The 13,229-nt window shown below is 45.1% G+C and carries 10 protein-coding genes; 1 reads left to right on the forward strand and 9 read right to left on the reverse strand.

Annotated features, from left to right (window positions below; genetic code table 11):
- Nucleotides 1-4 precede the first annotated feature (4 nt).
- From FFM80_RS03060 to FFM80_RS03085, 6 genes are all read right to left on the reverse strand, one after another.
- Nucleotides 5-1,180: a PDZ domain-containing protein gene (locus tag FFM80_RS03060; RefSeq protein ID WP_137639462.1), complete on the reverse strand. Its 1,176-nt coding sequence runs from the start codon at nucleotides 1,178-1,180 to the stop codon at nucleotides 5-7.
- A 200-nt stretch (nucleotides 1,181-1,380) separates the two neighbouring features.
- A protein-coding gene (gene prfB / locus FFM80_RS03065) for a peptide chain release factor 2 (protein WP_137634746.1) occupies nucleotides 1,381-2,497 on the reverse strand; the annotation gives its coding sequence in 2 pieces (ribosomal slippage) (nucleotides 1,381-2,424 and nucleotides 2,426-2,497; 1,116 coding nt in all).
- Nucleotides 2,498-2,593: 96 nt separating this feature from the next.
- A complete protein-coding gene (gene secA, locus FFM80_RS03070; protein ID WP_137639463.1) occupies nucleotides 2,594-4,957 on the reverse strand; it encodes a preprotein translocase subunit SecA in 2,364 nt (787 codons plus the stop codon).
- Between the two features lie 257 nt (nucleotides 4,958-5,214).
- Complete coding sequence (gene hpf / locus FFM80_RS03075; RefSeq protein WP_137634748.1) at nucleotides 5,215-5,781, reverse strand: ribosome hibernation-promoting factor, HPF/YfiA family; 567 nt, start codon at nucleotides 5,779-5,781, stop codon at nucleotides 5,215-5,217.
- Between the two features lie 133 nt (nucleotides 5,782-5,914).
- A complete protein-coding gene (locus tag FFM80_RS03080; RefSeq protein ID WP_137639464.1) occupies nucleotides 5,915-6,580 on the reverse strand; it encodes a ComF family protein in 666 nt (221 codons plus the stop codon).
- Nucleotides 6,543-7,895 (reverse strand): ATP-dependent helicase ComFA, encoded by a 1,353-nt coding sequence (locus FFM80_RS03085; RefSeq protein ID WP_137639465.1) that lies wholly within the window; start codon nucleotides 7,893-7,895, stop codon nucleotides 6,543-6,545. Before FFM80_RS03085 ends, FFM80_RS03080 begins: the two co-directional genes overlap by 38 nt.
- A gap of 65 nt (nucleotides 7,896-7,960) precedes the next feature.
- Here FFM80_RS03085 and FFM80_RS03090 point away from each other — a divergent pair, with 65 nt between their 5' ends.
- On the forward strand, nucleotides 7,961-8,599 hold the full coding sequence (locus tag FFM80_RS03090) for a YigZ family protein (protein WP_137639466.1): 639 nt from the start codon (nucleotides 7,961-7,963) through the stop codon (nucleotides 8,597-8,599).
- Nucleotides 8,600-8,698: 99 nt separating this feature from the next.
- Here FFM80_RS03090 and FFM80_RS03095 read toward each other — a convergent pair whose 3' ends face one another.
- From FFM80_RS03095 to FFM80_RS03105, 3 genes are all read right to left on the reverse strand, one after another.
- Nucleotides 8,699-9,601: a phosphate ABC transporter substrate-binding protein PstS family protein gene (locus FFM80_RS03095; RefSeq protein ID WP_137639467.1), complete on the reverse strand. Its 903-nt coding sequence runs from the start codon at nucleotides 9,599-9,601 to the stop codon at nucleotides 8,699-8,701.
- A gap of 312 nt (nucleotides 9,602-9,913) precedes the next feature.
- A complete protein-coding gene (locus FFM80_RS03100; protein WP_137639468.1) occupies nucleotides 9,914-11,011 on the reverse strand; it encodes a glycosyltransferase family 4 protein in 1,098 nt (365 codons plus the stop codon).
- A gap of 171 nt (nucleotides 11,012-11,182) precedes the next feature.
- Nucleotides 11,183-13,018, reverse strand: coding sequence for an APC family permease (locus FFM80_RS03105; RefSeq protein ID WP_137639469.1), 1,836 nt, complete (start codon nucleotides 13,016-13,018; stop codon nucleotides 11,183-11,185).
- Between the last annotated feature and the right edge of the window lie 211 nt (nucleotides 13,019-13,229).

Raw genomic sequence — 13,229 nt, forward strand, 5'->3', positions numbered from 1 at the left:
GTCGTTAATCCTCCTGATCAGTGAATAACACAATCCCTAACTCATGTGGTGCGCCACTATAAATGGCTGTTTCAGTAATAATTAATTCTTGCTGCCGGTTACGAACTTTTAAATGAACGTAAGTCGGACTTTTTAATAAGGCTGCATAAAACTGGGCCTCCGTATGCACCGGTTGTCGGTTACATTCTAAGATCACATCACCAATCTTCAAGTTTAGTTTATCAGCCGGTGTCTGTGGGCGCAAACCAATCACCCGCACCCCTTGATCCGTATCTGAATACCAGAACTGTTGATGGCGATCATGATAACGATGTTGGGCTAATAAAAGCCAAGTTGCTACGACAAGTACACACATCAATCCAATCAGCCATTGGGGGCTTAACGCCGTTAATTGGGCAATTAACGCACTACCCAGACTGATTGCAGCTAAAAACCAGTAGCCGGTTGCTAAACGCCGCCAAGCCAATCGTGGCAACTGCTTGTAGACTTGGACACTGGCCCCAATTAGTAAGGGTAGTAACAAAACCGAATACGTTTGTTGACCCACTTGAAAGACTGGCCACCAACTAAGCGTGGCGCGAATCCAATCACCCGGAATCAAAACCCCAACTGGCACAACCGCTAATTGATGCCATCGATAACGCACAATCCGTTTGCCCCGTTGATCAGGCTGAATCTGTGGTGAATTCAGCTGAGTATTCGATCGCGTTAATAACCAGGCCGTCCCCGCCAATAAGACAGCTAATAAGACGAGCCCGTTGATGATTACCCGACTACTGAGAGTCGTTGTTAACACGCCATGCGCTTGTAGTTGAGCGGCAATTCGGGTGGCATTGGGATTAAATCCCCAATAAAGCACCCAACTGAGCCCGAACACCGTTACCGGAACGAGCCCAAAAGGCACGATCACTAAACTAATGACCGCCAACAACTCATAAATCACGACCCAGACTGGTGACACAAAAATCCCCAGGGCTAACCCAATCACAGTAACGATGACCCCCAGTAACAAGCCGTCAGTTACAAAATGACGGCTCTCTAGGTAACGGGCATCAATGGCACTGCGAAAGTGATGCCGTTCATAATTAACGCGTCGCCGCGCGGATAAGATACTGCGAATCAGCCCAAGCCAGACCAATGGTTGTAAAATGAATAATTCCAATACTTTCAATAGCTGCATGCGTGTTACTCCTCACGTTAAACTCTGAAGTTAGTATAGCATTTTTACTGGTTCAGACCAATGCTGTTTATTGCAACATCAGCTTGATATAACTGTATTAATACTCATTCATTATACGGCTTATACTTAAAAAAATACTAAGTTGACTGGTAGATTGCTAAGTCAACTTAGTATTTAAAAGCACGCATCACCAGCAACAATTACTGTGGATTCTGTTGCGCTAATTTCCATTGTAAGTAGGCATCCATGAACGGATCTAAATCGCCATCCATCACAGCTTGACCGTCATGAGTTTCATAATTTGTCCGGTGATCCTTAACCATCGTATAAGGATGGAAGACATAAGACCGAATCTGCGATCCCCAACCGATATCAAGTTGCTCACCTTGAATTGCTGCCCGTTGTTTAGCCTTTTCAGCCTCTTCGCGTTCATACAGCTTGGCGCGCAACATATTCAACGCCGTTTGTCGGTTTTGCAACTGTGACCGTTGGGCCTGGCTGGCAACAACAATCCCCGTTGGTAAATGGGTGATTCGAACCGCTGAAGACGTCTTGTTAACATGTTGCCCACCAGCACCACTAGCCCGATAGACATCCACCTTCAAATCATCTGGTCGAATCTCAATATCCACCGTATCATCCAATTCTGGCATCACGTCGACACTGGCAAATGACGTATGGCGCCGACCAGCTGCATCAAATGGTGAAATCCGTACTAAGCGATGAACCCCTTTTTCAGACCGCAAATAACCGTACGCATTGTGACCACTGATCAACAACGTCACACTCTTAATCCCTGCCTCATCACCGGCTTGATAATCAACAGTTTCAGCTTTGAAGTTATGACTGGCCGCCCAACGCGTATACATCCGTAACAGCATGGCACCCCAATCTTGAGATTCGGTGCCCCCTGCGCCAGGATGAATTTCCAAGATTGCATTATTGCGATCATATGGTCCATCCAGCAACAGATTTAGCCGATACTGCTGTAACGCTTGTTGCGCTGTTTTAAAGTTCGTTTCAAACTCCGCTTGCATCTCAGCATCTGGTTCTTCACTCAACAGTTCATAGGCCACAGCTAGATCATCCACCGCACTGGCTAATTGTTGATAAGCATCAAATTTGTTTTTCAGGGCATTATTGTCATCAATAACTTTTTGGGCCGTTGCTTGATCATCCCAAAAACCTGGTTCAGCCATCCGTGCTTCGTTTTCTTGGATACTTTCATTCAAAGCATCTAAGTCAAAGCGACCCCCTAAAGTCGCTGACAGCACTTTGCATTTCTTCGATTAAATGTTTATATTCACTTAATTCCACAAAGAACCCTTCTTTCAACTTATTAATTTATTTATTTTGAAAAAAACGTAGTTGGCTGCATCAATCGCCCAACTACGTTTTTTATCGCTTGTTTAATTACCGTTGGATATTTTGACGAATTTCAGACTTCATGAAGAGCCGGGTCGTATCATAATCGATATCCGCAACCATTTCTTCAAACATCCGATACCCATCGCGTTGATATTCAACCAATGGATTTAACTGGCCGTAGCCCCGTAACCCGATTGACTGCCGTAACTGATCCATCGCATCGATATGATCGGTCCAATGTGAATCAACCACTCGTAAAACCACGACTTTTTCAAATTCCAACATTTGGTTATCATCATAGAGTTGTTTAGCCTTAGCGTCATAGACGTCCGCCACGCGACCCATCAAGTAATCTTCAATTTCAGTCTGTGACTTATTTTCTAAGTCGGCAACCTTAATTGAGTCTTCATTGACCATCGCTGCTTGAGCAAAGTCCACAATTGCTGCAAGATCCCAATCTTTTTGATCACCTTGCGTATGCAATTGCACAGTCCGTTCAACCGTCCGTTTGATCATCGGCATAATGACGGGTTTCAACGTTTTTTCTTCCATGATGACTTGTTGCCGTTCACCATAGATTACTTCCCGTTGTGCCCGCATAACATCATCATATTGTAAGACGTTCTTCCGTGAATCGTAGTTATTCCCTTCGACCCGCTTTTGAGCGCCCTCAACTTGCCGTGTAATCATCCGTGATTGAATCACCGCATCGTCATCTTCAACTTGCATCCGGCTCAAGAAGTTCTTAATTCGTTCAGAACCGAACCGTAACATCAAGTCATCTTCAAGTGACAAGTAGAATTGTGACATACCAGGATCACCTTGGCGCCCAGAACGGCCCCGTAACTGGTTATCAATTCGGCGAGATTCATGCCGTTCAGTCCCAATAACAGCTAAACCACCAAGTTCACGAACACCCGGTCCTAATTTGATATCAGTCCCACGACCAGCCATGTTGGTGGCAATCGTTACGGCCCCGCGTTGACCAGCGTTAGCGACAATGTCGGCTTCCTTGGCATGATTCTTCGCGTTTAAGACCACGTGCGGAATACCCGCATCGTCTAACCGTTGTGATAAGTATTCTGACGTTTCAACCGCAACCGTCCCGATTAACATTGGTTGCCCTTTTTCATGCAAACCAGTGATTTCTTTAACAACCGCGTTAAACTTACTCCGTAATGTTGGGTACAATAAATCTGGCCGATCATCACGAATCATTGGACGGTTGGTAGGTACGGTAATGACTTCCATGTTGTAAATTTCACGGAATTCTTCTTGTTCCGTCTTAGCCGTCCCAGTCATCCCAGATAACTTCTTATACATCCGGAATAAGTTTTGGTACGTGATATTAGCCATGGTCTTAGTTTCTTCTTGAATCTCGACGTGTTCTTTTGCTTCAATCGCTTGATGCAAGCCGTCTGAGAATCGCCGACCATCCATAATCCGCCCCGTAAAGGAATCAACGATCAACGCTTGACCGTCAGAAATCACATAATCCTTATCTTTGAGCATGATGTAGTTAGCCCGCAACGCTTCATCCAAATAATGGTTTAAAGCGGTGTTATCAGTGTCATATAAGTTATCCAAGCCAAAGTACTTTTCAGCCTTCCGAATCCCTTCGTCCAGCAAAGCAACCGTCTTAGATTCCAAATCCACTTTGTAATCTTCTTCTTTAGTCAACGTCTTGGCAAACCGATCGGCCCGTTTATACATCCCGGTCGTCCCTTCGGATTGTCCAGAAATGATTAATGGGGTCCGCGCTTCATCAATCAAAATCGAGTCGACTTCATCAATAATCGCAAAGTTTAATGGTCGTTGTACCATATCTTCTCGATAAACAACCATGTTATCCCGTAAGTAATCGAACCCGATTTCCCCGTTAGTTGAGTAAGTGATATCGGCGTTATAAGCTTCCCGTTTTTCTTCCGGTGACTTATTGGCGCCGTTAATCCCGACACTCATGCCTAACCAGTTATAGAGTTCTCCCATTTCAGTCGCATCACGCGCTGATAAGTATTCGTTAACGGTAACCACGTGTACCCCTTTACCTGAAATCGCATTCAGATAGACTGGCATGGTGGCGGTCAAGGTCTTCCCTTCACCAGTTTTCATTTCGGCGATATCGCCTTGGTGTAACACGATCCCACCTAAAATTTGGACATGAAAGGGATACAAGCCCAATACACGCTTAGCGCCTTCACGGGCGACAGCGAAGGCTTCTGGTAGCAAATCATCAAGGGATTCGCCTTCCTTATATCGTTCACGAAATTCTGGTGTCTTGGCTTGCAAGTCGGCGTCGCTTAGCTTAGCGTATTCATCTGCATAAGCTTCGACTTTATTCGCAGTCTTATCCAGACGCCGAATAATGCGCTTGTCGCTTTCAACCCAGCGTTTTAAAATGTTGGCCATTTACTTATCCTCTCCAAATAATAATTCTTAACTATCGATTAATTAGCATATTTTGAAATAAAATATCAACTGTCATTTTACCATTTTTCAGGCCTAATGAAAACCGCGCAATCCGAATGAAACCGATATCTAACGCTGAATTAACAAAATAAATCGTGAATCCGCCGCAAAAAACGTAAGCGTTTAACTGACTCGACTAAATTAGGCCGAAAAAAAAGGACTAGTCAATGACCAGCCCTTTCGATTACGCGTTGAGATTAATGATTGTCACCAGTTTCAATCAAACCATAACGACCATCGTTACGCCGATAAACAATATTGATGGCGTCCGTTTCAGCATCTTCATAGATAAAGAAGTCATGCCCGAGCATATCCATTTGTAAGATGGCTTCTTCGTTATCCATTGGCTTCAATGAAACCCGCTTCGTACGTACAACATCTAGCTTATCGTCCTGATCGTTTTCAGCAGCGGCAACCGTTTCGTCAGTCGCTGCAAAGTCAATCGCCTTGTAGCCTTTTTCGCGCGACTTACGGTTGACCTTGGTTTTATACTTGCGGATTTGGCGTTCGAGCTTGTCGGTTACCAAATCAACGCTCGCATACATATCAGGAGAAGTTTCTTCTGCCCGGAGAACTAAATAGGGAAGTGGAATCGTTACTTCGACTTTAGCAGTCTTGTCTGGATGAATCTTTAAGTTGACATGGGCAATTGAGTCAACGTCATTCCCAAAGAATTTTTGTAACTTACCCACCCGTTTTTGAACATAGTCACGAATGGCTTGAGTCACTTCGATATTTTCACCGCGAATATTAAAATTTAGCATAGATCTTCTCTCCCTTCACACACATTACTGTGTACCCAAAGTAATCAAAGGACCACTCTTTCATTACTTTGCTTAAATTCATTATAATAGAAAGCGCTATAATAAACAATCCAAATGCGACCTTTCCTAATAATTAACGAGCCAGTGTCAGCCCTGTGACTGAGTTGGCACCGTTTTCTAATATTAGCTGGGCCGCATGTCGCATCGTGCGTCCCGTTGTATACACATCGTCAACCAGCACAATTCGCTGCCCGGCCAACTCAATACCGGGGACTAGTCCAAACGGCTGCTGGGTCGCTAGGCGGGCTTGCCGATCTTTTTGTGACTGTGCCACCGTCTTGGTCACGGTCAAAATACCGTCATTAATCCCGGTCCCGAGCCAACCTGTCACTTGGTTGAATCCCCGAGTACCAATAGTAGCAGCCGTTACTGGAATCACCACTACGCGATCAGCCGTTAATTGTGTTAGTCGCTGCTGCAGCACTGGCTGAAAAACAGCTCGTAACCGGTAATCACCTTGAAATTTATAATGCTGAAAATAAGCCTGCATGGCCTCATTATACGTAAACAGGGCGACATTATGAAAAGCCGGCTGGGGGTCCCAGCGCTGACAATCGCGGCAAACTTGCCGCTGTGGTTGTGCACGACCGCACTGCGGACAAGCTGTAGCTAACGCAATCGGCTGAAATTGTTGCCAACAAGCAGCACAGACAACTGGTCGTGCCACTGGCTGCCAGCTCAATAGCCAAGTTAACGTTAACTTAGTTGTCAGTGACCGTTGGCAAAGTAGACACGTCATGCCGTAATCGCCGTCCTTTCCGATTAACTAATTTGATCTGTCGTTGGGCTTGTTTAATGGCCCGGGTATAGCTACCACTAACAAAACGCACCAACCCAGTCGGGCGTTGTTGACTACGCCCGACTCGGCCAGCAACTTGAACCAAGGCAGCTGTTGAAAAAACGGGGTCATCTGCTCCTAACACCAAAACATCGATTCCCGGGAAAGTTACGCCACGTTCCAAAATCGTAGTCGTAATTAAATATTGAACTTGCTCCTGCCGCATCTGTTGCACTTTATCTAAACGTTGGGGATCCGCCGAATAGACTGTTTGTCCTCGCATCGTTGGGAACTGCCGTTGAATGGCAGCTTGCACCACCGCTAATTGATCGATCCGCGGCACAAAAATAAGAAACCGTTGACCGCTAGTCGCATATGCCCGTAACCAGCGGCGCAATTTAGCTGGTAACCGACCTTTGACAATTACCGACCACCATTTGGGTAATAAGGTGACTTGAATCGTTGGCAACAAATGCTGATGAAACCGCAACGGCAAGTAACTCAGCTTTAATTGTCCCCGCCGCGTTTGTCGTAATAAGGCGGCACTGGGCGTTGCGGTTAGGTACAACACGGCCCCATTTGGTTTCACCGCATGGTCAACGGCATAGTACAGCTGTTGATTGGCAGCAAACGGAAACGCATCCACCTCATCAATGACCAAGACATCAAAAGCTGCTCGGAACCGCAACAGTTGATGCGTCGTACACACCGTCAGTTGACGATAAGTATAGGGCGCCGTTTGCCGGCCATGCAGCACCGCTACCGTCGTTCCCGCAAAAGCCGCCTGCAGTCGTGGTGCCAGTTCTAAACAAACATCCACTCGCGGTGAGGCAACCGCCACTCGCCACCCTTGCTGTAAAGCCCAGGCTAAACCTGGAAATAACATCTCAGTCTTCCCCGCACCTGTGACGGCCCATAACAAATGCCGTTCATGAGCAGCAAATGCCCGCTGCAAGTCGGCGGCACAAGCTGCTTGGGCAACTGTTAAGTGACCCGTCCAAGTTAACTTGGGCCGTTGTGGAAACTCATTGGGTTCCGGAATGTGATAAAGTGGAGTTAGACTACTGACGCGACCTAAATTCAAACATTGATAACAATAAAATTGGTTTTTCGGTAACTGTGCAGTTTGACGATCAAGGATGCTACCGCAGCGTTGACATTGAATCTGCGTCGCGGTAATCGTTAGCCCCGGCCGTGATTGAACACCGGCTGGCAACGTTGCCAGTTCAGTCGCCGTTAACATTAACTGCCGCCCATATAAATCCTTCGGTTGCATGTTTGCACCTCCTAACAGTAACTACGTCATTAATATTGATTTTAATTAAAAGGAGTTTCTAACCCATGTCCAAGCCTTATTACACCATTGCAACCGACGTCGTTGCAGAACAAACGATCAAAAAGTCACGTTTTATTGTCCATTTATATCGCATTAGTGATGAACCAATGGCCCAAGCAAAAATTGCTGCGGCCCGCGCAGCCGATCCTAAGGCGACGCATCACTGCTTCGCTTATATGCTAGGTACTGACGACCATATTCAGCGTATGAGTGACGACGGTGAACCATCCGGCACAGCCGGCGTGCCGATTCTAGAAGCACTCAAATTAAATGAACTCCATGATGTCTTAGCCGTAGTTACCCGCTATTTCGGTGGTATCAAACTCGGGGCTGGCGGTCTCATTCGGGCTTATAACAGTACGCCGGTTCTAGGGATTCAAACCGCTGGCAAAGTTCAGCGGTGTTTACAAACCAAGCTTGCCATCACCCTAGACTATAAAAACGTCGATTCCTTAAATTACTACTTAACCCAGCAACAGCTGACCACCTTGACGACTGACTACGGTGTCCAAGTTACCATCGTCATTGCAGTCAATACCGCCGCCAGTGCAGCCACCCAGACGGCAATTACCAATCTGTTGAGTGGTCAAGTTAGTTTTGACGATCAAGGCCAACAATTTACCGAAGTTCCCGTCACCGATTAAGATAACGCATTGATTAAATTGATAGCAAAAAAGCAGCGTTTCAGAAATGTAAAATTTCTGAAACGCTGCTTTAGTCAGGGGTTAACCCCATTTAATGATTTATTTTAAAGTGGTAATTTTACCAGACAACCCTCGGTCAACTTTCATTGACGTCAATGGAATGTAACCAAGCTTTTTAACTAATGACCCTTGAACTGACTTAGAGGTCATGTAAGTTAAGAAGTCGGCCAGTTCGCCTTTAGGTTGACCCTTAGTATACATATGTTCATATGCCCAGATCTTCCACTTGTTAGTCGCGACATTAGCTTCAGTTGGCTTAACGTTGTCGATTGATAACTCTTGCAAGTTAGACTTTACATAAGAGAACGCTAAGTAACTAATTGCGCCTGGTGTTGTCGAAACAATCTTTTGAACAGTCCCATTGGAATCTTGTTCTTGGCTAGTGGCAACTTTAGCGTTATTCAAGCCCCATTTTTCAAAGGTTGCGCGTGTCCCACTACCTTGTGCCCGGTTTACAACCGTGATTTTTTCACTTTTACCGCCAAGTTCTTTCCAATTAGTGATCTTGCCTTGGAAAATCTTCACTAACTGGGCTTTGGAAACATTCGTCACTCCGGCATCTTTATTGACAACCGGTGCCATTCCAACGACAGCAACCTTGTGATCAACTAGACCCTTGGTATCCAAACCAGATTGTTCTTGTGCAAACAAATCAGAGTTACCAATATTGACCGATCCTTTAGCAACTTGGCTCAAACCAGCACCGGAACCACCACCTTGGACGTTGATCGTCACATTGGCATGTTCGTTTTGATACTCTTGGCCAGCTTGTTCAACTAACGGTTGTAACGCGGTCGAACCCGTTGCTACAATTTTAGTGGTCTTGGCTTTGTTACTACTACTGCTAGTACTCTTGGTGCTAGTAGCGGAACTGCTTCCACAACCGGCTAATAAGACGGTCATCGTCACGGCCAGCGCCCCAAATGTCACTGCTTTTTTCATAATAGAAACTCCCCTTCTCCGTTTTACTATCATAATGAGAACAATCAACGCCACTCGAACAAAGAACGCAAGTCTGGGTAGGAAGTGCGGTGTCGTGATGCGAGCGTGCACACGCTTTGCTGGTTAGTGACATTGACTGCTGTTGGAACACTCTTAATACTACTGGTCATTTGTAAATTCAAAATGATGTTTGTGTAAATAGCTTGTATAGTTTTGGTAAAGGCCATTCAAATGAACTTTAAAGGTAGCCCAAATAAAAAAAGCCTATCCACGATTACTCGTAAACAGACTTGTAACAATTAATCAGTCTTTTTAATGGCTACTTTTGGACGTAAACCGCGCAACGGTTCGCTTAATCCAATTCAAAAGCGGCTGGCGATGATCGCCGGCTAAGCCGATTGCTTCCACGAAAAGTTCCAGTCCAAACAACAGCCCAATGGTTAACAAGATTGAGCCCCCGATTGAAGAAATGGGATATAGCAAGGAAATAAATGAGAAAATCAACGCAATCCCATAAATCACCATGACCGTTTGGCGATGCGTCAATCCGAGCTGCATCAAGCGATGATGTAAATGATGTTTATCAGCTTGGGAGATTGGCTTTTTATTCAAGATCCGCCGAATCATCGCATAGACCGTATCCGTAATCGGTACACCCAAAATCATCACTGGAATGCCGACAGAAATCAAGGTGACATTCTTTAAGCCAAACAATGAGAATACCGCCGTCATAAACCCAATAAATAGCGACCCAGTATCGCCCAAGTAGATCCGCGCCGGAAAGAAATTATAAGGTAAGAAGCCCAACATCGCCGCTACCAAAGTAAAGATCATCAGTGAGACGAAAGTGTTAGCATTTAAGAAGAATAAGCCAATCACCCCGGTCGTACTCAACGCTATAATGGAAACCCCGGTCGCCAAGCCATCCAAACCATCAATCAAGTTAATCGCATTCGTAATAGCTAAGATCCACAGTAATGTAATCGGCAAACTTAGCCAATGAAAATGAATCAACCCAACAAATGGAAACGTTAAGGTCGTCATCCGAATACCACCGATGAAATAGACTTCTAAAGCTGCCAAAGTAATTCCCAACATCTTTTGTCGGGGTTTTAATTCATAAATATCATCAATAATACCAGTCGCCAAAATAATCAGCTCGCCGCCTAATAAAGCGAAGAATATTCGCGTTGGAAATTGATGCATCAAATAAAGCATCGTTGAGCCTAACGTATACGCGATAAAAATCGCTAATCCACCCATCGTAGGCATCGGCACTTTATTAACACGACGTAAATTAGGTTTATCAACTGCCCCAATTTTAAACGCCAGCTTGCGCACAAACGGCGTTAAAATTGCAGAGAGCATCATTGTCGCCATTAGGCAGACTAAGATTTCAAATCTAATCATTGCGCGAGCCCCTCTTTCGTTAGTTACTGATAATTATACAAATGTCCGGCAACCTTGACAACTCGATTCACTAAAACTTAGTAATTCTCCTCGTTTTTACCCTAATTTAATCAAAAAAAGAGCCCCAAAAATTCTGAGACTCCTTTAGGATTTCCCCTCAATCACCGGGTACTATTCTTTAAGATGATAGTTATAAGTTGAGACAATAATATTTTCACGTGAATTTAACACGGCCCGTAACCGCAGACTCGTTTGGTTATGCAAGATATTTTGCCAAGGCTTTTTGGGCACAAATTGTGGCACTAAGACCGTTGTTGAGAAGTTACGTTCAGCCGCACGCTTAGCAATTACATCACAGAATCGTAAGGTCGGCGTAGCAATTGACCGATAGGATGAATGAATATCCACAAATCGAACATCTGGGAACGTCGACTTAAATTCAGCCGCCGTTTTATGTTCTTTTTCAGGATTTTCATCAAATGACACATGCATGGCAATCACGTAGTCCCCGATTGAACGGGCATAGTTAACTGCTGCAGTGGTTACCCGAGTGACATTTGAGACTAAGACAATCACCGTCGCGCCATCATAGTCATGCAGCTCGGCTTTTTCTTTGGCCACCACGCGTAACTGTGCAGCCACGCGATTGTAGTGAACGTGGACCCGATAGAACATGTACAACAAGACTGGCATCACGATTAAGTAAGGCCAAACATTGCCGAAATGTAGCATGAATAAAACGACCACTAAAAACAGTGAAATCAGCGCGCCTAACAAGTTAACCGCGGCCTTCATTCCCCACCAACGGCCGCGTTCCCGTAGCCAATGCACAATCATCCCAGATTGCGATAACGTAAACGGCACGAAGACCCCAACGGCATACAACGGAATCAATAACGTGGTTTTACCATGGAAGATGACAATCAACGCAATTGCCCCCACGGCCAACGAAATAATCCCGTTAGAATAACCTAAGCGATCACCACGATCCATATAGGCATGTGGCAGAAACTTATCTTTAGCTAGGTTGTAAGCCAAGATTGGAAACGCTGAAAAACCAGTATTAGCAGCGACAGCTAAAATTAACGCTGTCGATAATTGTAAGAGATAGTAGAATAAACCATGCCCAAAAACGGCCGATGCAATTTGTGACAATACCGTATTATCCGCTTGTGGTCGAATTCCTAAATAGTAACTCAAATAAGTAATGCCACCGAAAAAGGCTGCTAAGACAAGCGACATTAGTGCTAAGGTATTAGCCGCATTTTTACGCTTAGGCCGCTTAAAGTTGGGCACTGCATTACTAATTGCTTCGACCCCAGTCAGTGAAGATGACCCCGACGAGAACGCCCGGAAGAAGAGTAACAAAGTCATCCCTTTGACCGGTGCTCCGATGGCTGCCGATGCGTGGTAAGTTAAGTTACCGCTCGCAATGTTCACAACGCCCCATAAAACCATCCCAATAATCATAATGATAAAGAAATAGACTGGTAGGGTTAAGAAGGACGCCGATTCACGCATTCCCCGTAAGTTTAGCGCCATCACTGCAATCACGATCAGAATGGCAATTAAGACTTGATAATTAACTAATGCTGGAATCGCCGACGTAATCGCTTCAGTCCCTGAAGTAACTGAAACAGCGACCGTCAGCATATAATCAACCAGTAAGGATCCCCCGGCCACTAACCCAGCCGGCCGCCCCCAGTTGGTGCTGGCAACCACATAGGCCCCACCGCCAGATGGATACGCGCGAATAATTTGCCGATAAGACATCGTAATCGCGAATAATAAGACCAAGACTAACGCAGCCACGTATAATTGGTACATCAAAGCCGCAGCTGACAGGGTAATCAATACCGTTGTAATCTGTTCAGTCCCATAAGCCACTGACGACAGCGCATCTGAAGAGAGCAGCGCCAGTGCCTTGAACTTGGTCAGTGCTTGGCCACCCTCATCCATGGTTTTTAACGGTTTCCCGATTAGCAACCGTTTTAAATAACGCCACATGCTAATAACTCCTTTATTCACAAAATAATTATTCCCAAGTAAGTGCTAAGTCAAAGTTGATTTTACTACTTTAAATTCGTAAATACTACACGTTTAACTGGAACTCACTAATTTTTTAAATCCTCATGTTGCTCTAACTTAACGATAGCACCAATACTTAGGCTTAATATTCCCATGCTTATCTCGGTATTCAGCCACCATCACTAATTTA

The sequence above is a fragment of the Lactiplantibacillus dongliensis genome (assembly GCF_005405105.1).
Classification (GTDB): Bacteria; Bacillota; Bacilli; order Lactobacillales; family Lactobacillaceae; genus Lactiplantibacillus; species Lactiplantibacillus dongliensis.